Source organism: Streptomyces sp. CS113, assembly GCF_002188365.1.
Lineage (GTDB): Bacteria > Actinomycetota > Actinomycetes > Streptomycetales > Streptomycetaceae > Streptomyces > Streptomyces tendae.
Window position 1 is genome coordinate 8,556,919 of sequence record NZ_KZ195574.1, and the last position, 21,817, is coordinate 8,578,735.

General features: G+C 72.2%; 18 protein-coding genes and 1 pseudogene. 11 read left to right on the top strand and 8 right to left on the bottom strand.

Annotated elements, in window-relative coordinates; all coding sequences use genetic code 11:
• Positions 1–27 precede the first annotated feature (27 nt).
• Both B9W62_RS38680 and B9W62_RS38685 read left to right on the top strand, forming a co-directional pair.
• Positions 28–1,338 carry a phytase gene (locus B9W62_RS38680; RefSeq protein WP_087811560.1) on the top strand — a complete coding sequence of 437 codons (1,311 nt, stop codon included), beginning with the start codon at positions 28–30 and terminating at the stop codon, positions 1,336–1,338.
• A gap of 241 nt (positions 1,339–1,579) precedes the next feature.
• Entirely contained in the window at positions 1,580–2,380 is an 801-nt protein-coding gene (locus B9W62_RS38685) for a nucleoside hydrolase (RefSeq protein WP_087811561.1), read from the top strand.
• A gap of 42 nt (positions 2,381–2,422) precedes the next feature.
• Here the strand turns inward: B9W62_RS38685 and B9W62_RS38690 are convergent, their stop codons facing one another.
• Together B9W62_RS38690 and B9W62_RS38695 are read right to left on the bottom strand one after the other, a co-directional pair.
• A complete protein-coding gene (locus B9W62_RS38690; protein WP_179235887.1) occupies positions 2,423–3,376 on the bottom strand; it encodes an SDR family NAD(P)-dependent oxidoreductase in 954 nt (317 codons plus the stop codon).
• Positions 3,377–3,469: 93 nt separating this feature from the next.
• Positions 3,470–4,701 (bottom strand): annotated as a pseudogene (locus B9W62_RS38695) (methyltransferase).
• A 511-nt stretch (positions 4,702–5,212) separates the two neighbouring features.
• Between B9W62_RS38695 and B9W62_RS38700 the strand changes: the two are divergent.
• Positions 5,213–6,082, top strand: a complete 870-nt coding sequence (locus B9W62_RS38700) for an alpha/beta fold hydrolase (RefSeq protein ID WP_087811562.1) — start codon at positions 5,213–5,215, stop codon at positions 6,080–6,082.
• Positions 6,083–6,560: 478 nt separating this feature from the next.
• Here the strand turns inward: B9W62_RS38700 and B9W62_RS38710 are convergent, their stop codons facing one another.
• A complete protein-coding gene (locus B9W62_RS38710) occupies positions 6,561–7,514 on the bottom strand; it encodes an aldo/keto reductase (RefSeq protein WP_087811563.1) in 954 nt (317 codons plus the stop codon).
• A gap of 147 nt (positions 7,515–7,661) precedes the next feature.
• On the opposite strand from B9W62_RS38710, the gene B9W62_RS38715 reads away from it, so the two are divergent.
• A complete protein-coding gene (locus tag B9W62_RS38715) occupies positions 7,662–8,540 on the top strand; it encodes a helix-turn-helix transcriptional regulator (RefSeq protein ID WP_087811564.1) in 879 nt (292 codons plus the stop codon).
• Here B9W62_RS38715 and B9W62_RS38720 read toward each other — a convergent pair.
• Positions 8,515–9,888: a serine hydrolase domain-containing protein gene (locus B9W62_RS38720; protein WP_087811565.1), complete on the bottom strand. Its 1,374-nt coding sequence runs from the start codon at positions 9,886–9,888 to the stop codon at positions 8,515–8,517. The genes B9W62_RS38715 and B9W62_RS38720 overlap by 26 nt on opposite strands.
• A gap of 494 nt (positions 9,889–10,382) precedes the next feature.
• Between B9W62_RS38720 and B9W62_RS38725 the strand changes: the two genes are divergently transcribed.
• Entirely contained in the window at positions 10,383–11,258 is an 876-nt protein-coding gene (locus tag B9W62_RS38725) for a PhzF family phenazine biosynthesis isomerase (RefSeq protein ID WP_087811566.1), read from the top strand.
• Positions 11,259–11,703: 445 nt separating this feature from the next.
• Positions 11,704–13,545 (top strand): asparagine synthase (glutamine-hydrolyzing), encoded by a 1,842-nt coding sequence (gene asnB, locus B9W62_RS38730; protein ID WP_087811567.1) that lies wholly within the window; start codon positions 11,704–11,706, stop codon positions 13,543–13,545.
• Positions 13,546–13,656: 111 nt separating this feature from the next.
• On the opposite strand, the gene lepB is transcribed toward asnB, so the two are convergent.
• Positions 13,657–14,322 (bottom strand): signal peptidase I, encoded by a 666-nt coding sequence (gene lepB / locus B9W62_RS38735; RefSeq protein ID WP_179235889.1) that lies wholly within the window; start codon positions 14,320–14,322, stop codon positions 13,657–13,659.
• Between the two features lie 207 nt (positions 14,323–14,529).
• On the opposite strand from lepB, the gene B9W62_RS38740 reads away from it, so the two are divergent.
• Together B9W62_RS38740 and B9W62_RS38745 are read left to right on the top strand one after the other, a co-directional pair.
• Positions 14,530–15,300 (top strand): SOS response-associated peptidase, encoded by a 771-nt coding sequence (locus B9W62_RS38740; protein WP_087811569.1) that lies wholly within the window; start codon positions 14,530–14,532, stop codon positions 15,298–15,300.
• Between the two features lie 74 nt (positions 15,301–15,374).
• A complete protein-coding gene (locus B9W62_RS38745; RefSeq protein WP_087811570.1) occupies positions 15,375–16,280 on the top strand; it encodes an arginase family protein in 906 nt (301 codons plus the stop codon).
• A gap of 35 nt (positions 16,281–16,315) precedes the next feature.
• On the opposite strand, the gene B9W62_RS38750 is transcribed toward B9W62_RS38745, so the two are convergent.
• Positions 16,316–16,828: a DapH/DapD/GlmU-related protein gene (locus B9W62_RS38750; protein WP_087811571.1), complete on the bottom strand. Its 513-nt coding sequence runs from the start codon at positions 16,826–16,828 to the stop codon at positions 16,316–16,318.
• 121 nt (positions 16,829–16,949) lie between these two features.
• Between B9W62_RS38750 and B9W62_RS38755 the strand changes: the two genes are divergently transcribed.
• Positions 16,950–17,879 carry a LysR family transcriptional regulator gene (locus tag B9W62_RS38755; protein WP_087811572.1) on the top strand — a complete coding sequence of 310 codons (930 nt, stop codon included), beginning with the start codon at positions 16,950–16,952 and terminating at the stop codon, positions 17,877–17,879.
• Between the two features lie 99 nt (positions 17,880–17,978).
• Here B9W62_RS38755 and B9W62_RS38760 read toward each other — a convergent pair whose 3' ends face one another.
• On the bottom strand, positions 17,979–18,665 hold the full coding sequence (locus B9W62_RS38760; RefSeq protein WP_256976732.1) for an NADPH-dependent F420 reductase: 687 nt from the start codon (positions 18,663–18,665) through the stop codon (positions 17,979–17,981).
• 73 nt (positions 18,666–18,738) lie between these two features.
• On the opposite strand from B9W62_RS38760, the gene B9W62_RS38765 reads away from it, so the two are divergent.
• Positions 18,739–19,101: a winged helix-turn-helix transcriptional regulator gene (locus tag B9W62_RS38765; protein ID WP_087811574.1), complete on the top strand. Its 363-nt coding sequence runs from the start codon at positions 18,739–18,741 to the stop codon at positions 19,099–19,101.
• A 171-nt stretch (positions 19,102–19,272) separates the two neighbouring features.
• A complete protein-coding gene (locus B9W62_RS38770) occupies positions 19,273–19,722 on the top strand; it encodes a spore-associated protein (protein WP_087811575.1) in 450 nt (149 codons plus the stop codon).
• 58 nt (positions 19,723–19,780) lie between these two features.
• On the opposite strand, the gene B9W62_RS38775 is transcribed toward B9W62_RS38770, so the two are convergent.
• Positions 19,781–21,727: an alkyl/aryl-sulfatase gene (locus tag B9W62_RS38775; protein WP_087811576.1), complete on the bottom strand. Its 1,947-nt coding sequence runs from the start codon at positions 21,725–21,727 to the stop codon at positions 19,781–19,783.
• Between the last annotated feature and the right edge of the window lie 90 nt (positions 21,728–21,817).

Consider the following 21,817-nt stretch of genomic DNA (forward strand, 5'->3'; position numbering starts at 1 on the left):
GCCGCTCCCTGACGAAGGAGACAGCCCGTGCACGCGTTCACAAGCCGCCGTTCCCGTGTCGTCGCGGCGACGGCGACCCTGGTGTTGACCGCGGCCGCCGCGGCCGTACCCTCGGCGCGGGCCGCGGCGCCCGCCGCACCGCCCGAGGTCGTTCCCCGGGCCGAGACCGCCGCGCTGTTCGACGACGACGCGGGCGGCAACGCGAACGCCGACGACCCGGCGATCTGGCGCGACTCCAGCGACCCGGACGCGAGCCTGGTCATCGCCACGGCCAAGGAGGGCGGCCTGCGGGTCTACGACCTCGACGCCCGGCAGGTGCAGTCGGTCCCCGCCCCCGCGGCGCCCGGTGCGGACGACGCCCCCGGCCGCTTCAACAACGTCGACCTGGTGCACGGGGCGTCCCTGGGTCCCGGCGCCACGGACCTGGCGGTCGTCAGCGACCGTGGCAGTGACAAGCTGCGCATCTACCGCGTCGACGGTGCCCGGTCGGACGCCCCGCTCACCGATGTCACGGACGCCTCGGCGCCGTGGATCTTCTCCGACTCGCAGGAGGAGGTCAACGGGGAGAGCACCGCCTACGGTCTGGCCACGTACACCGATTCCGCGACCGGCAGGTCCTACGCGCTCGTGAGCCAGAACGCGACCACCCGCGTCGCGCTGCTGGAGCTGACCACGACGCGCCGGGGCACGGTGTCCTACCGGAAGGTCCGCACCCTGAACCTGCCCGCCGCCTTCACCATGCCCGACGGTACGAAGTGGTCCCCCTGCGCCGCCCCCGGCGAGGGCCCGCAGGTCGAGGGCATGGTCGTCGACCCGGAGACGCGCACGCTCTTCGCCGGGCAGGAGGACGTGGGCATCTGGCGCCTGCCGGCCGATCTCAAGGGCACTCCCGTCCTTCAGGACAAGGTCCGCGAGTACGGCGTGCCGGCCACCTTCGACGAGGCGACCGACGCGTGCGTGGCGGGTGACGACCCCGGTTTCGGCGGTGTCCGGGTCGCAGCGGACGTCGAGGGCCTGACCCTGCTGAAGCAGGACGACGGAGACGGCTACCTGCTCGCCTCCAGCCAGGGCGACGACACCTTCGTCGCCTACGACCGGGAACGGTCCGACGGCTACGAGTACGAGGGAGGCTTCCGGGTGAGTGCCGCGTCCGGGTCGCTGGACGGTTCCGAGGAGTGCGACGGCGCGGACGTGCTCGCCGAGCCCCTCGGCAGCAGGTACCCGAACGGCCTGCTCGTCGTCCAGGACGGTCACACGGCTCCGGAGGACGGCGACCGGGAGGCCACCGGGTTCAAGTTCGTCGACCTCGCCGACGTCCTGGAGGCGCTCGACGACTGACGGCCTCCGTGCCGGCCCGGGCCGGCACCGGAGCCGCCCGCGCGAGTGCTCCCGCGATCGCCGGAACCGGGGAACCGCCCGCTCACCGCACGGCGCGAGCCCGCCGTGCGGTGAGCCGCGTGAGATCGCCGTGGGGTGAGCCCCGTGAGCGCACCTGATCCTGGAGCAGACGGACGCGTACTACGGCCTGCAACCGCTGGTCGAGTCCCTCGGCGGCGGCTCCGGCATCACCGGCGAGGACATGCTCTCGCCCGCCGTCACGACGGACGGCTGGGTGAAGGCGATGCGCTGGTACCACGACCTGTTCGCGGACGGCCTCTCCCCGCGCGGCGTCACCTCGTTCCAGCTGGCGTCCTTCTTCACCTCCGGCAAGGTGCCGTTCCTCGTAGGCGGCCCGTGGAACCTGGGCTCCTTCGCCGGGCTGAAGGAGTTCGCCTGGGGCACGGCGCCGCAGCCGTACTTCGAGGGCGGCCGCCCGGTGACCCCGACCGACTCCTGGTCCTGGGGCATCAACGCCCCGCAGGCCAACCTGGCCCGCGCCATCGCCCGCGCGTCGGGCTTCGCCGAAGCCGTCCGCACGCTCTACCTCATGGGCGGTCACTTCGGGCCGGACGCCCAGCCCGAGCACAACATCGTCAGTGACATCGCCGCCGCCCGTGCCGTCTTCGCCGCCGGCATCCCCACCGTGATCACCGGTATCGAGACCACCCGGCGGGTCCGCATCGGCCGCGACGGCATCGAACGCATCCGCGCCGCCGGCCCGTACGGCGTCGCGCTCGCCCGCGAGATCGACGCCTGGACCGGCTTCACCGGCGAAGGCTGGAGCGTCCCGCACGACCCGATCACCGCCCTGTCGATGCTCCGCCCCGACCTGTACCGGACCGAGCCCGGTACGGTCACCGTCGACGACGGCGTCACCGCCTTCCACCGCGACCCGTCGGGCCACGTCCGGCTCGTCGTCGATGCCGAACTGGACCAGGCGGCCGAGGAGATCGTCGCCCGCATCGAGCGGGCCGGAACCACGTCGGCCACCACCGCGTAGGCGGTCGGCCACCGGACGACCGCCGGGGGCGCTGCCCGCCGTCTACCGGAAGCCGAGGTGCGGGTCGTCGGTGCCGACCAGCTCACCGCTGACGGCCCACAGGCGGGCAGCGACAGCCGGATCGGCCATGTGGGCCGGGACGGCCTCACGCTTCGGAAGGCCGCGCAGGCCGAAGACCCGCGGCCCCCACAGCTGCCCTCCCCGCACCTCCGGGTCGAGGACGGCACGGACGACGGGCCACGCTCCGGCGTCCTTGCCCTGCACCACGAGACCGGCGGGCACGGCGCGCAGCCGTTCGCCGGAGGTCGTCACGCACACCGGCGGGCGGGACGGGGTCAGGGAGTCCAGTGCGCCGCCGGGGTGGGCCACCACGCTGAGCACCGTGCTGCCGACGGCACGCAGGCGGCGGTCGAGTTCGAAGCCGAAGCACATCTGCGCCAGCTTCGACCGGCCGTAGGTGCGCTTGGGCCGGTAGTCCCGGGTCGACTGCGGGTCGTCCAGGTCCAGGCGCTCGGACCGCGCCGCGAAGCTCCCCACCGTCACGACGCGGCCCGTCGGCGCCGCGGACAGCAGCGGGGCCAGCCACTGGGTCAGCGCGAAGTGGCCGAGGTGGTTGGTGCCGAACATCAGCTCGTGACCGTCCCCGGTCTCACGACGCGGCGGGTCGTCGAGCGCGACCCCCGCGTTGTGGACCACCGCGTCGAGACGATCGAGGTCCAGCCTGTCCACGGCGGTCCTGAGGGACCCCAGGTCGGCGAGGTCCAGCGGGAGGTGCCGCACCCGCGCGCCGGGGACGCGGGAGCGGATCGAGGCCATGGCGGCGTCGGCCCTCGCGCGGTCCCGGCTGCCCAGTACGACGACGGCGCCGGTGGCGGCGAACTGCTCCGCGGCGAAGTAGCCGATCCCGGCGTTGCCTCCGGTGACCAGGAAACTCCTGCCCTGCGCGGACGGCAGGCGGTGCACGTCCCACGCCCGGCTCCGGGATGCGGAAGACACGATGACAGACTCCTTGCGCTCTGGACGAAGCGTGCTCAGGAAGAGCACCGACCCGCCCAAGGTCGCAGCCGCCACCGACATATCGCCGACGGGTCACGCCCGCCGCCGACAGATCTCCGACACCCCTCCGAGGCCCGCGGCCTTTCCCGCCCCCGACACGCCCCGCCCTGTCGACGCCGCTGCCCGGCTCGCCGGTCGTGCCGCCAGACGCCAGAGGGACGTGGTCTCCGCGCTGCGCGCCGCATGGAGCGGATCGGTGGCGTCCTGGGAACGAGGGTGCCGGGGCTTGGTGTCCATCCTGCCCACTACGTGGAGGCCCGCCGTGTGCACGGCGTCGAGCAGCTGCCGCCGTGTGCGAAGGCCGAGGTGCTCCGCGAGGTCGGACAGGACCAGCCAGCCCTCCCCACCCGGGCGCAGGTGCCCGGCCAGTCCGGTGAGGAAGCCGCGGAGCATGGTGCTGTCCGGGTCGTAGACGCCCTGCTCGATCGGGCCGGTCGGCCGGGCGGGAAGCCAAGGCGGATTGCACACGACGAGGTCGGCACGGCCCTCGGGGAACAGACCGGGACCCGACACCTCGACGCGGTCGGCCAACGCGAGCCGGTCCATGTTCTGCCTGGCGCAGATCAGGGCGCGTGAGCTGACGTCGGTGGCCACGACGCGGCTGATTCCGCGGCCGGCCAGCACCGCGGCGAGGACCCCCGTGCCGGTGCCGAGGTCGAATGCCGTACTGGTGGCGGGGCCCCGCCGGGTCGCCGACGGCAGCGGTGCGCGGGCGACCAGGTCGACGTACTCGCCCCTGACCGGCGCGAAGACACCGTAGTGGGGGTGGATGCGGGCGCCCAGCGCCGGCACGTCGATTCCCTTACGCGCCACTGGTGGGCGCCGATCACTCCCAGCAGTTCCCTGAGCGAGACCGCTGTGCGCCCCTTCGGCGGACCGTAGGCCTCCAGACATGCCCGGCGGACATCGGGGGCCCGGCGCAGCGCCAGGGTGTAGTCGTCTTCCAGCAGTACCAACACCTTGCCGAGGACTCGGGCGCGGTGGCGGCTGTGACCCCGGTGGAGGTGGAAGGAATGGCTCGGGGACGCACCTGACGCGGGCGCTCCGCGGTCGACGCGGCGGCCGATCGCGCGCAGGAGTTGCCGGGCGTTGTGGAAGTCGCCCCGCCAGAGCAGCGCTGTTCCCTCGCAGGCCAGACGGTAGGCGTCGTCGGCCCTCGACCGGTCGTCGGCGACGACGGTGCGCCTGGGCAGGGGGGTGGCGTTCTCGGAATGCCACCGGGCGGACTGGGGTGTGCGGTCTTCGGTCCAGCGGATGATGGACACCACGTACTCCTCGTGGTCGAACGTGCAAGGGGGCACGAAGAGCACTTCGACGAGGAGCAGACCGAAGCCACGCCTGTCCGGACAACGGCGGTGACAGGCGTGTGCGGTGAAGCAGGGAGTCGTTACCGCTCTGGCGTCGAAGCGCGCGAGCGGAGGTCCCAGACGACCATGCCGAGCATCAGGGTCAGCCCTTCTGGAGGAGTGGCACGCAGACTGGCACAGGTCCCGCCGTTCTTCCAAACCCTCCGGGCGGGCCGGTGCCTGCCCGCGCCTCGCTCGAGCTCGACCAGTACCTGAGCGGCTGCCACACCGAACCGGGGTCTCCGTCGCAGCAGACGCCGCGGCTGCCGGCCGGCCGGGGCGCCGACGCTGCGTCGGACAGGCCCGACGACGGCCCGACACCCTGAGTACGGCGGCCGCGATCCGGCGACGCGCGGCGCCCGTCACATGCGCGGCCGCCCTGCGATCACCGCGGCGATGAGTTTCCGGGGCGGGGCCGGTCTGTACGGGCATGGAGACTCACACGCTCAGCACGGCCGGCGCGGACCTCGTCTACGACGTTCGCGGGCCGCTGCCGCCCACAGACGGACGCCCGCCGTTGTTCATGATCGGGCAGCCCATGGACGCCGCCGGCTTCGCCGCGCTCGCCGCGCGCTTCCCCGAGCGGACCGTGGCCACCTACGACCCGCGCGGCCTCGGTCGCAGCACCCGCAAGGACGGGCGGGTCGACCACACACCGCAGACCCAGGCCGACGACGTGCACGCCGTCATCGAGGCGCTCGGGGCGGGGCCGGTCGAGATGTTCGCCAGCAGCGGCGGAGCGATCACCGCGCTCGCGGTCGTGGCGCAGTACCCCGCGGACGTGACGACGCTGGTCGCGCACGAGCCGCCGCTCATCACCCTCACCCCGGACGGTCCCGCGGCCGTCCGGGCGCGGGCCGCGGTCCGGGAGGCCTACGAGAAGCGGGGATGGGGAGCGGGTATGGCGGCCTTCGTGGCCATGACCTCGTGGCCGGGGGAGTTCACGGACGCCTACTTCGCCCAGCCGGAGCCCGATCCCGCCGCCTTCGGGCTGCCGACGCAGGACGACGGCTCACGCGACGATCCGCTCCTGTCCGACCGGTCATGGGCGGTCAGCGGCTACAGGCCGGATGCCGGCCTGCTCGCCGCCGCACCCACCCGCGTCGTGATCGCCGTGGGTGAGGAGTCCCAAGACGTGCAGACCGGACGCACCTCCGTCGCGACCGCCGCACTGCTCGGACAGCGGGTGAGCGTGTTCCCGAGCCATCACAGTGGCTTCTGCGACGCGGAGTTCGGATACCCGGGCAAGCCGGACGAGTTCGCGCATCGCCTGCGCCAGGTCCTCGACGGCGCCTCGTAGGCCGACCGCGGACCGGTGGCTCGCCCCGCTCGCCTTCGCCGCAGTGGTGCGGCCCGCTCGCCGCCGGGTTCCCGACGGACTCGGCGGCATGGCCGGAGCGTCCCGTGGCGAGGCGAGCCCCGGGATGTGGCGGCGGGAGACGGGCACCGTGGTGCACCGGAGCGTGGCGCTCCCGGACCAGGCGGCCGCGCCGTTCGTCATCACCGCCGGGTTCAGGATCCCCCGCGTCCCTCATCGCCGGACGGCACGCAGTCCGTCCCGGAGCAGCCGCGGTCCGCACTCGAAGTGCGCCGTGGTGTCACAGCCGGTGAGCACCGGCAGGGAGGCGGCGAGGTGCGGACACGTGCCTGACCCGCCGCCTCGACCGACGGCGGCGAGCGCGGCGACGGGTGGGTCCGGGCGGGTCCGGCCGCTGGCCGCCCGCGCGGGCACGCCCTCCTGAAAAGGAGCTGATCACGCGGCGGCCCGAGTCGGTCAGCTACATCTCGTGCTCCCACCAGCCGCGCGTGTCGACGTCCGCGGCATCCGCCAGTGCCTCCAGCTCCGCGACCTCCTCCTCGGCCAGCCCGACGCCGCGCGCTCGGACCACCCCGTCGACGTGATCCGCCTTCGTGACCCCGACGATCGGGGTGGTCCCCTTGGCGACGGCCCAGGCGACGGCGACCTCTGCGGCGGACACGCCTCGCTCCTTGCCGATCACCTCCATCCGGTCCGTCAGCGCCCGTAGCCGGGGCAGGACGCCGTTGTACACCGCTGCCCGGCTGCTTCCCTCCGGCATCGGACGCGCCGGGCTGTACCTGCCGGTCAGCGCTCCTTGCTCGAGGACCATGTAGGCGAAGAACCGCACGCCGTGCTCGCGGCAGTGGTCGAGGATGCCCGCGCGCTCGGAGCCCCGGTACAGGAGGCTGAAGTGGTTCTGGACCGCCTCCACACGGAAGCCGGCCTCGCCGAGGATCCGATCGGCGAGAGCGATCTCCTCCATGTTGTGGTTCGAGACGCCGACATGCCTGATCCTGCCGCTCCTGAGCAGCGGGATCAGCGACCGCGTCCAGCGCGCCACGTCGGCTGGATTGTGGATCCAGAACAGATCCACGTAGTCCGTGCTCAGCCGGTCGAGGCTCTGCTCCAGCATGTCCGCGACCGGATCGTCGCCGTCGCCCGCGAGCTGCGGGGTGAACTTCGTCGACAGCTGGTACTCGCTGCGATGACAGCCCGTCAGTGCCTTGGCGAGGGCGGTCTCCGAGCGGCCCATGCCGTACGCCACGGCGGTGTCCCACAAGGTGAACCCGTTCGACTGCGCCCTGTCGACGACGTCCCGCAGGCCGGACTCGCTCAGCCGACTGCCGAAGTAGCCGTCGCCCGCCTCGCCACTGTCCCCCCAGGCCCATGTGCCCAACGCCACCGCCGGCACCGTCAGCGCCTTGCTCGTCAAGTCTTGGCTCCGTTGTTCGTTCTCGAAATCCGTGTCGGACTCTCGAGCCCCAGGAGAACGCGCTTCGGCGGACCGGAGAAGGTCGCGTCCATGGGGGGTACAACCTCAACCCCTTTCGCGCCGTGACCAGCGGTTACCCTGAATGCCATGGAGCAGCAGCCCGGAAACCGCGGCGAGATCCGGGACTTCCTCGCCGGCCGACGCGCCAGGATCACCCCGGCGCAGGCCGGACTGCCGACCAGCGCCCGTCGCCGGGTCGCCGGGCTGCGGCGCGAGGAGGTCGCCGTCCTCGCCGGCGTGAGCACGGAGTGGTACACGCGGCTGGAGAAGGGCCACATCGCCGGCGTGTCCGACGGTGTCCTCGACGCGGTCGCTCGCGCCCTGCGACTGGACGACGACGAGCGCACCCACCTGTTCGACCTGGCCCGTTCGTCGCGGCACGCGAGTCGCACGCCGTCGCGTCGGCCACCGTCACGTAGCAGTGATGTCGGGGTCCCGCCCCGGACCCAGTGGCTGCTCGACTCCATGACGACGTCCTCGGCGTTCGTACGCAACGGACGCACGGACATCGTCGCCGGCAACCCCCTCGCCCGAGCCCTGCTCGCACCGATGTTCGGCAGCGCCACCATCGACCGGCGCGGCCGCCCCAACATCGCCCGCTACATCTTCCTCGACCCCGGTGCACATGACTTCTTCGTCGACTGGGACGCCGCCGGCGCCGCCACCGCCGCCCTGCTGCGCGCCGAGGCCGGGCGCGAGCCCCGGGACCGCGCACTGCGCGCACTCGTCGGCGAGCTGTCCACACTCAGCCCGGAGTTTCGCAGCCATTGGTCCGCGCACGACGTCCTGATGCGCCACGACGGCGTCAAACGGCTCCGGCACCCCGAGGCCGGCCACCTGGAACTGGCCTTCCAGTCCCTCGACCTACCCCTGCCGGGCCGAGCCGTGCACGACCTGATCATCTACACCGCCGAGCCCGGCACCCCGTCCGAGGACCGGCTCAAACGCCTGGCCGACCGGGACTGACGACGGCGTGTGCGCGTAGCGGCTGATGAACGCGCGGATCGAACGGGCAGGGGGTGGCCTGCGGTGCGCCGTCCGCGTCCGGCCCGGTGAGGCGGACCGACGCCGAACTCGCCCTCCTCAGCGCCGCCGTCGTCGCAGCCGCCACCGAACTCGGCGCGCGACTCGGCTGGGCCGCACCTGCGGAAAGCGCAGTGCGGAGGGCCGCCTCCAGGTCGTCGCTCTGTGCGTCCGAACTCCCCGGACCGAGGTTGACCATGACGGTCGCCTGCCTGCCGTCGACCGTGGCGCCGGCCATGGTCTCGTAGCCCAGGAAGTCCCCGGTGTGCCCCCAGTAGAGACCGCCGCCGGACAGGGGCCTGCTCTCCAGGCCCAGACCGTAGGCGCGGCCGTCCGCGCTGCCGGTGGAACGGGTCGTCATCATCTCCCGCAGCTCGGCCGGGCGCAGCAGCTCGCCGCGCAGGAGGGCGCCCAGGAAGCGGTTGACGTCGGTCCCACTGGAGATCATGGAGCCGGCGGCACCCCCGACGGAGGGGCTCATCCTCGTCACGTCCAGGAGTGGCGCGCCCTCGCCCGGCTGGGCGTATCCACGTGGGTGCGGGCCGGGGACCGCCGTGACGCGCGGCACGTACGTCTCGCACAGGCGCAGCGGTTCGATGATGCGCTCGCGGATCTCCGCGCCGTACGGGTGCCCGGTCACCTTCTCGATGACCATGCCGACCAACAGGTATCCCGTGTTGGAGTAGTCCCAGCCGGTGCCCGGCGCGAAGACGGGCGGGTGCTCGAGCGCCATGGCCAGTAGCTCGCGGGGGTCGTGACGCACCAAAGGGTCCTTGACGATCTCCTGAGGCTTCAGGTGGTCGAGGAAGTCGGGCAGACCGCTGGTGTGCTGGAGCAGATGGCGGACGGTGATCGCGCGACCGTCGTTGCCGTGTCCGCGTACGACGCCCGGCAGGTAGCGCTCGACCGGGGCGTCGAGGTCGACACGACGTTCTCCCACGAGCTGGAGCAGGGCCGTCGCCGTGAACATCTTGGTCATGCTGCCGATCCGGAACCTGCTGTCGCGGTGCACCGGTGCCTGGCTCCTCACGTTTCTGACACCGCTGGTCAGCACGGTGCTTCCGCGCCGGTCCCGCACCTCGGCGAGGGCTCCGGGCGCGCCGTCGACGGTGGTCAGCCGATGCAGCAGCGCTTGCAGGCGGGTGTGGTCGACGGAGGTGCCGGACTCCGCGGCCGTGCTGGCGGTCGTGGTCGCGGCGGCGCTTCCCGGGAGCGCGGCCTGAGCGGCGCCGATCGCCAGGACGAGTGCGAGTGCGAGTGCGCCGGCCGGCGCACGCCGTTGCCTGATCACGTGTACTCCCTCGGCCCTCGGAGTCATGACTGCGGCGCGGTGTCTCAACTCCCGCCGCCCTGTGCCCTCGACGGTGCCCGTCGTCGTGGTGGCGGCGCCATGGGGCAGCCATCCGGATCGGCCGTCGGGGTACCCCCCTGCCGGGAGGCCTTCGTCCCGGCCCGTCGATGCGGGGAACCGGCCTCGTCCCCCTGAGGTGATTCCTGAGACTGACCATCGTTGACGAGGATTCCGACGGCACCGCACCGGAGGCGCGGACGGAGCGCGCCACGCGCGTCGCGGGCAAGTACGAGATGGGGGAGCGGCTGGGCCGGGGACGAACCCGCGTCGTACCTCGCCCGCCGGCGGGCCGGCCGGGCGCCGGACGTACACCTGGGGGCAGGTGGTCACCTGCGCGCCGGGACACATGGCGGAATTCCGGCGTGCGACGCGCGCCGGTGAGTCATCCGCGTTAGAGAAAATTCTCGTTGGATTCCAGGGCCCCGAGCGGGATCATGGAGGCCATGACCACTTCCTCGCCCGACGTCGACGTGCTGCGCTACGCGGCCTTCACCTCCCGCCCCGACGGGGGCAACCCGGCCGGTGTCGTCCTCGACGCCGCGCAGCTCGGACCGGACCGCATGGGGGCGATCGCCGCCGAGGTCGGATACTCGGAGACGGCGTTCGTCACCACCCGCGACGAGGAGCGGCGACGGTTCACACTCCGGTACTTCAGCCCGCTCGCCGAGGTCGCCTTCTGCGGCCACGCCACCGTGGCGACGGCGGTGGCGCTCGCCGAACGCCTGGGCCCCGGTGACCTGGTCTTCGACACGCCTGCCGGAGAGATCCGGGTGACCACGGCGACGGACACCGACGGCGCGGTGCGGGCGACTCTCACCAGCGTGCCGACCCGGTCCCGGCCGGCGCGGACCGACGAGCTGGACGCGACGCTGTCCGCCCTTGGCTGGGACAGCGCCGACCTCGCCCCCGAGCTGCCGCCGCACGTCGCCTTCGCAGGCAACGACCACCTGATCCTCGCCGTCCGCTCCCGGGCCCGACTGGCCGACCTCGACTACGACTTCGACGCGCTCGCCACCCTCATGCGGAAGCACGGCTGGACGACCGTGCACCTGGTCTGGCGCGAGGACGAGCAGCGGTACCACGCGCGAGACCCCTTCCCGGTGGGCGGCGTGGTCGAGGACCCGGCGACCGGAGCGGCCGCGGCCGCGTTCGGCGGCTACCTGCGTACGGTCGGCGCACTGCCCGCGTCCGGTGTCGTCACCATCCGGCAGGGCGAGGACATGGGGCGGCCCAGCGACCTCACCGTGCGAACGGACCCGCACGGCGCCCGCGTCCACGTCTCCGGCAACGCCGTACCGATCGCCGGATGACGAGACCCGGCGGAATGCACCTCCGTCGCCCTTGACCCGCGGTGGCTTCGACGCCACGTCGGAACATGCTCGGAGCCGCGGTGAGCCGCCGGCCCCCAGTGCCGCCACGCGCTCCGTGGCCTTCGGACCCGACCCTTTGCCCGGTGCCGGCTGTCCCCTCAGGGCGTCGTCGATCGGGGGTTGGCCAAGACTTTGCGCGTGGCCGGTTCCACGCGGCAGACGCCCTGCCCGCGGGCGACGGAAGGTATCGCGACCGCAAAGGGTGGCCGAAAAAGAGGGATGGTCTGCGTTCCCTCCGTTACCGCCACGTTGACCCCGTCTGCTCCCGTGACGCACGCTCGAAATGTAGATGGTAGATACAACTGGCTCGCCGTCGATCTGCTCGCAGTCGCAAAACGACTGGTCGTGCACGGTGGACCGGCGCGCCGGACGCGGGAGGTAGCGTATGTGCGGCATCACCGGCTGGGTCTCCTTCGACCGCGACCTCGGCACCGAGAGGGCCGCCTTGGACGCGATGACCGAGACAATGGCCTGCCGCGGACCGGACGACCGCGGCGTCTGGGCGCAGGGACCCGCCGCGCTCGGCCACCGCAGGCTCGCCATCATCGACCTGCCCGGCGGCCGGCAGCCGATGAGCGCCGACACCCCCCACGGCACGGTCGCGCTCGTCTACTCGGGCGAGACCTACAACTTCACCGAACTCCGCCGTGAACTCGCGGACCGCGGGCACCGATTCGCCACCGACTCCGACACCGAGGCCGTGCTGCGCGGCTACCTCGAATGGGGCGACGCCCTCCCCGAGCGCCTCAACGGCATGTACGCCTTCGCGCTCTGGGACGGCCGGGAGAACAAGCTCGTCATGGTCCGTGACCGCATGGGCATCAAGCCGTTCTACTACCACCCGACCGCGGACGGCGTGCTGTTCGGCTCCGAGCCCAAGGCGATCCTCGCCCATCCGCTGGCCCGCCGCCGGGTCCGGCTCGACGGGCTGCGGGAACTCTTCACCATGATCAAGACGCCCGGTCACGCCGTCTGGGACGGCATCCGCGAGATCGAGCCCGGCACCGTCGTCACGGTCGACCGCGCGGGCGTGCACCAGCGCCGCTACTGGGAGCTGGAGACCCGCCCGCACACCGACGGCAGGGACGCCACGGTCGGACACGTCCGCTCGCTCCTCGACGACATCGTGCGCCGCCAACTGGTCGCCGACGTGCCCCGCTGCACCCTGCTCTCCGGCGGACTGGACTCCTCCGCGATGACCGCGCTCGCCGCCCGGCAACTGGGCGAACACGGCGAGAAGGTACGCAGCTTCGCCGTGGACTTCGCGGGACAGACCGAGAACTTCGTCGCCGACGAACTCCGAGGCACGCCCGACACCCCCTTCGTCCACGACGTCGCCCGGGCCTCGGGCACCGACCACCAGGACATCGTCCTGGACGCCCAGGCCCTCGCCGACCCCGAGATCCGCGCCAAGGTCGTCCGCGCCCGGGACCTGCCGGCCGGCCTCGGCGACATGGACGCCTCCCTGTACCTGCTCTTCCGGGCGATCCGCGACCACTCCACCGTGGCGCTGTCCGGGGAGTCCGCCGACGAGGTCTTCGGCGGTTACCTGCAATTCTTCGACGAGGCGGCACGCCGCGCCGACACCTTCCCCTGGCTGGTATCCATGAGCCGCCACATGGGGGAGGACACGGACGTGCTGCGCCCCGACCTGGCGGCGAAACTGGACCTGTCCGCGTACGTGGCCGACGGCTACCGCGACGCCGTGGCCGGCATCCGGCGCCTGGACGGCGAGAGCGACTTCGAGTACCGGATGCGGCGGATCTGCCATCTGCACCTGACCCGCTTCGTGCGCATCCTGCTGGACCGCAAGGACCGCGCCAGCATGGCCGTCGGCCTGGAGGTCCGCGTCCCCTTCTGCGACCACCGGCTCGTCGAGTACGTGTACAACACCCCCTGGGCGCTGAAGTCCTTCGACGGCCGGGAGAAGACCCTGCTGCGCGAGGCGACCGCGGACGTGCTGCCGAAGTCCGTCTACGACCGGGTCAAGAGCCCCTACCCGTCCACCCAGGACCCCAAGTACGCCGTGGCCCTCCAGGACCAGGCCAAGGATCTGCTCACCCGCACCGGCCACCCCGTCTTCGACCTCGTCGACCCCGACCGCCTGCGGCGCGCCGCCGAACGGGAGGCGCCGATGAGCGGCCAGGCGGACCGGCGGGGCCTGGAACGGGCCCTCGACCTCGCCCTCTGGCTGGACCTCTACCAGCCGGAGCTCGACCTGACCTGAACGACTCGCTTCGGGCGGGGACGGTGGCAGCGGTTGTCGGCCGCCGCCGACGCGAGCCGGCCCGGCCGCCCGAGGCCACGGTGGGGCCGTGTCGTCGCGGTGCGGGCCTCGTCAGAGCGGGGACCGGGGCGGCGCAGGCGCCAGCGGTCGCCGGGACGCGCGCCGGGCCGCGTACCCGCCGATTCCCAGCCCGGTCCCGACCAGGGCGAGCACGATCCCGAGCCCGCCGACGGTCAGCAGCACCGGCGGTACGACGGACCCGTCCCGCACGCGTCCGAGAACCCCGGAGGCCGCTACGCTGCCCGACTGCTCGTCGAGGGAGAAGCGCGAGTCGTTCGAGTTCCCCCGGTTGTCGCCCAGCAGGAACAACCGCCCGCTCGGCACCGCCACGTCGTACGGTGCGGCTCCGTGGGTGAACTCGTCGCGCCGTACGTAGGGTTCGTCCAGCGGCTGGCCGTTCACCGTGACCCGGTCCCCGTCGCTCTCCACGTGATCACCGCCCGTCCCGATGACCCGCCGCAGGACGGGGGCGCCCCGGTACTGGCCGGGCACACGGACGAGTACGACGTCGCCTCGGTGTATCTCGTCCGCGCCGATGTCCTCGACGACCAGGTGCTCGCCCTGGCGATACGTGGGCTCCATCGACTCGCTCTGGACGGTGACCCCTTGGTGACGCGCGAAGAAGTAGCCGATGCTTCCCAGCACCAGGACCAGCCCGAGCGGGACCGACACCCAGCCCGCGACTCTCAGCCGCCCGCCCGCTGCCCGCTGCCGCATGAATGCCCCTCCCCGAAACCGCCCCGGCGGGCGGACCAGCAGAGATTAGACGGTCCCGGTCGGAAAGGCACCTTCCGCGCTCCGGAGGAAGCGGTGTGCGCGACGGGGCGGAGGAAGCGGTGTGCGCGACGCGGCGGAGGCGTCCGGTCGTGCGACACGTGGTCCGTGCGGTCGCCGAGAGCGCCGAGAGTGAGCGACAGTTGTCTCATGTGCGGCCGGTACGTTTCCACCCGCAGTCCCGACGACCTCGCCCGGCAGTTCCGGATCGCCGATCCGGACCTCGGCGATCCCCTGGCGCCGAGCTGGAACGTCGCGCCGACCGACGAGGTGTGGGCCGTCCTCGAACGCACCCCGCGCGACGCGTCCGCCGGCGCTCCGGCGGCACGGCACCTGCGCAGGCTGCGTTGGGGTCTGGTGCCGTCCTGGGCCGGCGACACGAAGATCGGCGCCCGGCTGATCAACGCCCGAGTCGAGACGGTCCACGAGAAACCGGCCTTCCGCACCGCGTTCGCCCGGCGCCGCTGCCTCCTGCCGGCCGACGGCTTCTACGAGTGGCAGCGCATCGACGACCCGGAGACGGGAAGGACCCGGAAGCAGCCCTACTTCATCCACGCCGCCGACGACCGGGTGATGGCCCTGGCGGGGCTGTACGAGTACTGGCGCGACCCGGACGCCGGGCACGACGACGACCCGTCGGCCTGGCTGACGACCTGCACCATCATCACCACCGATGCCACCGACGCCGCCGGACGCGTCCATCCCCGCATGCCGCTGACCGTCGCCGACGAGCACTACGACGTCTGGCTCGATCCCTCCCACCGGGACACCGGCGCACTGCGCGACCTCCTCGAGCAGCCCGCCGGCGGCCGGCTCGACGCCCGCCCCGTCTCCGCGGCGGTCAACAACGTCCGCAACAACGGTCCGCAACTGGTCGAGGCGGTCACCGGCCCGGGAACGGGAGCCGCTCCGCCCGACTGAGCCGCGGGCGCCACGAACGACCGCCGCGTCGCGAAAGACCGGTTGAACGCCCGCGCGACGGCAAGGATGACGCCATGCGAAGCATCATGGTCATGGACGCCCCCTCCAACCTGGGCCTGCGCCCGCCGGCCCCCGGCACCGTCCCCGGCTGCTACAAGCTGGCCGGGACGCTGCGGGACAACGGGATCGTACGCAGGCTCGGCGCCCTCGAAGGAGGCGTCGTCGTGCCGCCCCGCTACGACCGCGGCGACTGGCAGGAGGGCGACGGCGTCTTCAACGCACGCGCCCTCGCCGCCTACACGCGCACCCTTGCCGACCGCATCGAGCCGCACGTGTCCGCCGGTCACTTCGCCCTGGTCCTCGGCGGGGACTGCTCCATCCAACTCGGCGCCGCGCTGGCCCTGCGCCGTCTCGGCCGGTACGGCCTGGTGTCGGTCGACGCCTCTCCCGACTTCCGTCATCCGGGCACCTCCGACCGGATCGGTGCCGCCGGTGGTGAGGAACTCGCCCTCGCGACCGGGCGCGGGCAGGAGGATCTGACCGACCTCGAAGGACTGCGTCCCTACCTCCGGGACGAGGACGTCCGGCTCTTCGGCACCCGGGACGCGTTCGTGGACGACGAGGACGTCGCCGAACTGCGCGGGCTGAAGGTCCCCGTCACCACCGTCTCCGACCTGCGCCGCACCGACCCCGCCGACCTGGGCGCGGCGACCGCCGCCGAGCTCGAGGCGGCGGCCGTCGACGGCTTCTGGGTCCATCTGGACGCCGACGTCCTCGACCCCTCGGTGATGCCCGCGGTCGACAGCCCGGACCCGGACGGCCTGCTCCCGGGCGAAGTCACCGCCCTGCTGCGCCCGCTCGTCCGGTCCCCGCGCTGCGCCGGGCTCAACGTCACCATCTACGACCCCGACCTCGACCCCGACGGCAGTGCGGGCGTCCTTCTGACCGACCTGGTGGTGGCCGCCTTCACCACCGACTGAGCCCTCTCGGCACGGGCCCGTGGCGCCTGCCGCGATCAGCCTGTTGCGGTGAGGGTTTTGATCACCGCCGCCGGTACCCCCGCGACGACGCTTCGGGCGGGGACGTCACGGGTCACGACGGCACCGGCAGCGACCACGGCATCAGCGCCGATGGTGACCCCTTGCAGGACCACGGCGGACGCCCCGATCCAGACATTGCGTTCGATCCGGATCGGGGCCGACGTGATCCCGGTACGCCGCCGTGCCGGGTCCAGCGGGTGCCCGGAGGTGATCAGGCTGACGTCCGGACCGAGCATCACGTCGTCATGGATCTCGATCCCACCCACGTCGTTGAAGCGGCAGCCCTGATTCACGAAGACGTTGCGGCCCACCCGGATGTTCACCCCGTGGTCGGTGTAGACGGGCGGGATCAGGTGAAAGGTCTCGTCCACCTCCTGCCCCGTGAGCTCGCTCCAGCGCTCCCGAATCTCCTCCTGCTGGGCATACGCGAGCGTGTTGATCTGCTCGGCCATGCCGATCGCCCGCCGCACCTTCTGCGCAAAGTCCATGTCGTCCTCCCCGGAACAACCGTCGTGTGATCGGTTCGAGTGAACCAACGCCGTGATCTCCCGGGCAAACAACCGCCGGACCACCGGCCACAACCTCTGGTTGTGCCGATACGATCCGGGTATGGATGTCGACGCGGTCCGGACGTTCGTGGTGGTGGCCGACAGCGGGCAGTTCCAGGCGGCAGCCGACGCACTGGGAATCAGCCAGCAGGCGGTGTCCAAGCGCGTCGCGGCCCTGGAAAGACACCTCGGAGTCGCACTCCTGGTGCGGACCTCGCGCGGGTCTCGGCCGAGCCTGGACGGACAGATCTTCCTGCCCCACGCCAGGAAGGTCCTGACCGCCGTCGAACTGGCCGAACAGGCCATGCGGCCGGGGAGCAGGCCCCTGCGGGTCGACGTCCTCAACCGGCGCATTGCCCCGGCCCAGGCCGTCTACCGCTTCTACCGCTCCCGCCCCGACACCAGCCTCGACGCGGTCACCCTGGGCCGGGAGAACGCCGCCCAGGCGGCCCAGGCCGTGCTGGAAGGAACGGTCGACGCCTCCTTCCGCGCGTTGCCGGCCGACCAGGTCCCTGCCGGAATCAGTGCCGAACGAGCCTCGGACGCCCCCCTGCAACTCCTGGTCGGGCCCGCCCACCCGCTGGCGAACGCTCCCGCGATCAGGCCGGCCGACCTCGCGGCGCACCGCATCTGGGTCCCAGGGATCCGACCGGGCACGGAGTGGTCGGCGTTCTACGATGCGCTGTCCGAGGAGTTCGGACTGAGCATCGACGCCCTCGGCCCCAACTTCGGCGACGAGGCCCTCATGGACGCGCTGGCCGACTCGGCCTCCCTCGCGACCCTCGTCGGCGCCGGGGACCGCTACCTGTGGCCCCAGACCCACGACCTGCGACGCATCCCCCTGCGCGACCCGACACCGGTCTACCCGCACACCCTGCTGTTCCGCACCGGAGACCGGCACCCGGTGCTGACCGCGCTGCGCGGCTACCTGCGCGCGGCGGTACCCGGGACATCCGGTGACGTGTGGGTGCCGCACTGGGCGTGCCCCTGACGCCGCCGGGGACGGATTCAGGCCGGTCAGCGGCGAGGAGTGTGCAGGCCCCACCGGCCCGGCCGCCACCACGGTCATCGAGCGGCCCCGTAGGAACCCCTAACGGAAAGCCATCGAACCGCCCTCCGTCCGCTGCTGGTCCGGTCCGGCCGCATAGGCCAGAGGAGGCGCGATCGCCTGCGCGTCCGCCCCCTCGCCGACCCACAGGGAAATGAACAGGGCGGCGGTCGCCTCCAGGAGCCCCGCACGGTCCAGACCGCCGCCGGCAACGGGTTCGCCGCCCACGTCCCGCACCAGCTCGCGTACACGTGCGAGGGCGGCCTCGTCGTCCCCGCAGACCGGCACGGCCAGTGGACGTCCGTCGAAGACGGGCGGACGCATGCGCCACACGTTCTCGTGGCAGAGGTTGAAGGCCTTGACCACGCGGGCTCCCGGCGCCGCCGCGGCCAGTCGCCGCGCGGCTGACGGGCCTCCGTGCGTCAGCAGCCGGAAGCCCGGGCCGACCGGGTTGGAGCAGTCGAGCAGCACCCTGCCCTCCAGAGCCGCGCGCAGGTCCCGTGCCACGTCCGCTCCCGCCCCGTAGGGCAGCGCGGCCAGCACCACATCCTGACCGAACTCGGCCGCAGCGCGCAGACTGGCCGGCCTCGCGCCGCCTCCGATGCGGGTCGCGAGCCGCTCCGCCTTGTGTGCGTCCCGTCCCCCGATGGCCACCCGGTGCCCGGCGCGCACCCAGTGGGTGGCGAGCGCGTCGGCCATGTTGCCCGTTCCCAGTACACCGATTCTCATCACACGTTCCCTCTCCGTGCCGGCTTGGTCGTTCACACCGACGTTAGAAGGCGGTTCGGGCACCATTTGGTACGTGACGACCGACGCCTTCCTCGCCGACTGCCGTGCCCGCCTCGCCTTCGACCTGCTCTCCAACACCTGGAACGCCGTGGTGCTCTGGGCGCTGCGGGACGGCCCCAGGCGTCCGGTCGAACTACGGGAGCGGATCGGGGGCATCAGCTCCAAGGTCCTCACCGAGACCCTGCGGCGGTTGCAGTCCAACGGGCTGGTCGACCGCCAGGCCGGCCCGCACGCACCGTCACGGGTCGAGTACCGGCTCACCGCTCTGGGCCGGACCTTGCTGGCGCCCATCGACGCCGTCGGTGCCTGGGCCTTCGAGTACGGCGACGAGGTCGTGGCCGCACAGGAAGCGGCCTGCGCGTCCGACCCGCAGTGACCTCGTCCCCCTTGCCAGACGGTTCGCGGCGCGAAGGGCGCCTGTGCGTTCGAACATCCGCCTGTCTCCGGTGAATTGACGGAAAAGACGCATCCGGAGCACAACCAATCCCCGCTGCCCGTGGTCACACCAGACAGGAGCAAACAGCTCCTACGACCGCAAGGGGGAAATATGCGCATTACGCGCCCCGTCCTGTCCGCCACCGCCGTGGCGGCCCTGGCCCTGGGTACCGCGACGGCGTTCGCCGCACCCGCGTCCGCCGCTCCCAACACCACGGCCGAGAAGGTCTGCGGCAGCGGCTACAAGACCGTCAACTCGGCCGCCGTCGGCTCGCGCGGCACCGTCTACCTCACCTACAACGCCACCAACGGCAAGAACTGCGTCGCGACCATCCGCAGCACGCCGGGCACCGCGACGGACATGTCCGCGTGGATCTACGTACCCGACACCGAGGCGTACGACGAGGACTACGGGAAGTACACCTCGTACGCCGGCCCCACCTACGTCTACGGCAAGGCACACTGCGTGGACTGGGGCGGCAGCATCGGCAACGTCAGCGTCCAGATCACCGGCTCCAACTGCGCCGCCCGCGCCGAACACCGGGTCACCACCGTCCGGTGACCACCACGGGCGGACTGCCGTGTCACTCGACGCGGCAGTCCACCCGTCCCGCGTTCACTCACGGAGTGACCACGGGGAAGCGGGGATCCGGCTTGTCCAGGACGGACAGGAGCCGTGCCAGCTGCGACGCGTCACCCGTCATGGTGATCCCGTCGGTGCCCTGGCCGGCGAGCACCGCGAGCAGCTGGGTCCTGGTCATCGTCATGGTCAGACCCGCGTCGGGGCCGGGGTCCGCGTCGCTGGTCGAGGTGAGCACACCGTTGACGAGCCGCAGATGCCAGTAGGCATCGCCGATGTGCCAGTCGATGGCGAGGCGCAGCGACCACGCCTCGGGTCCATCGACCCGCACGGCCAGACCGTCGATGAGCTGTCCGACCGTCAGCGCTCGGCGCAGATCCGGCCCCGTGGTGGGCTTGGGGACCGACCCGACCCCGTGCATGAGCTCCTGGGCACCGGTGAGGTAGAAGTTGCGCCACACCGCGTTCTCCGCGGCCCGGCCCAACCGGCCGTACAGGGCTGCGAGTTGCCGCTTCGCCCGGGTGTCGCCGGGATCGTTGAAGACGGCGTGATTGAGCAGCGTCACGGCGAAGCGCAGGTCGCCCCGGTCGCTGTAGTGCCGGGCGCGGTCGCGCACGGCGGCCTGCCCGCCGAGTGACTCGACCCACCGCCGCGCCTCCTCGGCCGGCGGATGTTCCCACAGGTGCGCGGGGTTGGCGTCGAACCAGCCCATGTACCGCTGGTAGACGGCCTTGACGTTGTGGCTGAGGGAGCCGTAGTAGCCGCGGTTGGCCCACACCTGCTCCAACTGCGGCGGGAGACGGAGGCATTCCGCGATCTCGGTGCCGTTGAGGCCCTTGTTGATCAGGCGGACGGTCTGGTCGTGCAGATAGCCGTAGAGGTCTCGCTGCCGGGAGAGCAGGGCGACGATGGCGTCGTTGCCCCAGGTCGGCCAGTGGTGGGAGGCGAACGCCACGTCGACCGCGCCCGTGCAGAGGCCGATGGACTCCGTCAGGTATCCCGCCCATGCGTGCGCGTCGCGGACCTGGGCGCCGCGCAGGGTCAGGATGTTGTGCATCGTGTGGGTGGCGTTCTCGGCCATGCACACCGCTCGCAGGTCGGGGAGGAGCAGGTTCATCTCCTCCTGGCACTCCGTACCCGGGGTCATCTGGAAGCGGATCCTCACCCCGTCGAGAGTGACCTCCTCCCCGGTCGCCTCGACGTACCGGGTGGGCGGAATCAGCCCGATGGTGCCGGTGGACACCGCCAGCCCGAGGCCGCAGCCGACCTGACCGGCGGCGTTGACGGGCAGCTTGTTGCCGTACATGTACCCCGCACGGCGGGACATGGCGGGACCGGCGTAGACGTTCTCGCTGACCGCGTGCTCCATGAAGCCCCGCGGCGCGAGTACGGGCACGCCCTCGGTGCTGTCGGGCAGGACGCCCCGGCAGCCGCCGAAGTGGTCGACGTGGGGATGGGTGTAGATCATCGCCCTGACCGGGCGGTTCCCGCGGTGCGCGCGGTAGAGGCGGAGCGCCGCGGCCGCGGTCTCCGCGGAGGTCAGCGGATCGATGACGACGATGCCGGTGTCGCCCTCGACGACGGTCATGTTGGCCAGGTCCAGGCCACGGATCTGGTAGATCCGGTCGGCGACCTCGTAGAGCCCTTGGCGGGACAGGAGTCGGGCCTGGCGCCACAGGCTCGGATCCACGGTCGCGGGCGGCGTCTCCCCGGCGTCTGCGAGGAAGCGGTGGGCTTCGGTGTCCCAGGCGACGGTGCCGGCGGACGTGGTGATCGGCCCACCGTCGTACGCGGCGACGAAGCCGCGGTCGGCGTCGGCGAAATCGCTCCGGTCGTCGTAGGGGAGGTCGCCGGTGTGCGTGGGGGACGGCGTGCCGCCGGCCCCGGGGCCCGGGGCCGCCTCGGACGTCTGCGGGGTGAGAGGCACGGTCGCCGCGGCGGCGCCCGCGGCGGCGGCGACGAAGCCGCGCCGGTTCATCGAGGTCATGCGTGCGCACCCTTCTCGAGGTAGGTCGCGTGGTGGAACTGCCGAAACAGGGAGGGGACGGGGCGAGGACGTCCGGTGCCGTCCGTCCGT

Coding starts and splice junctions, on each gene's coding strand:
- B9W62_RS38685 (WP_087811561.1), top strand. CDS start 1,580: ATGCTCTCGCCCGCCGTCACGACGGACGGCTGGGTGAAGGCGATGCGC.
- B9W62_RS38700 (WP_087811562.1), top strand. CDS start 5,213: ATGGAGACTCACACGCTCAGCACGGCCGGCGCGGACCTCGTCTACGAC.
- B9W62_RS38715 (WP_087811564.1), top strand. CDS start 7,662: ATGGAGCAGCAGCCCGGAAACCGCGGCGAGATCCGGGACTTCCTCGCC.
- B9W62_RS38725 (WP_087811566.1), top strand. CDS start 10,383: ATGGAGGCCATGACCACTTCCTCGCCCGACGTCGACGTGCTGCGCTAC.
- asnB (WP_087811567.1), top strand. CDS start 11,704: ATGTGCGGCATCACCGGCTGGGTCTCCTTCGACCGCGACCTCGGCACC.
- lepB (WP_179235889.1), bottom strand. CDS start 14,322: ATGCGGCAGCGGGCAGCGGGCGGGCGGCTGAGAGTCGCGGGCTGGGTG.
- B9W62_RS38740 (WP_087811569.1), top strand. CDS start 14,530: ATGTGCGGCCGGTACGTTTCCACCCGCAGTCCCGACGACCTCGCCCGG.
- B9W62_RS38745 (WP_087811570.1), top strand. CDS start 15,375: ATGCGAAGCATCATGGTCATGGACGCCCCCTCCAACCTGGGCCTGCGC.
- B9W62_RS38750 (WP_087811571.1), bottom strand. CDS start 16,828: ATGGACTTTGCGCAGAAGGTGCGGCGGGCGATCGGCATGGCCGAGCAG.
- B9W62_RS38755 (WP_087811572.1), top strand. CDS start 16,950: ATGGATGTCGACGCGGTCCGGACGTTCGTGGTGGTGGCCGACAGCGGG.
- B9W62_RS38760 (WP_256976732.1), bottom strand. CDS start 18,665: ATGAGAATCGGTGTACTGGGAACGGGCAACATGGCCGACGCGCTCGCC.
- B9W62_RS38770 (WP_087811575.1), top strand. CDS start 19,273: ATGCGCATTACGCGCCCCGTCCTGTCCGCCACCGCCGTGGCGGCCCTG.
- B9W62_RS38775 (WP_087811576.1), bottom strand. CDS start 21,727: ATGACCTCGATGAACCGGCGCGGCTTCGTCGCCGCCGCCGCGGGCGCC.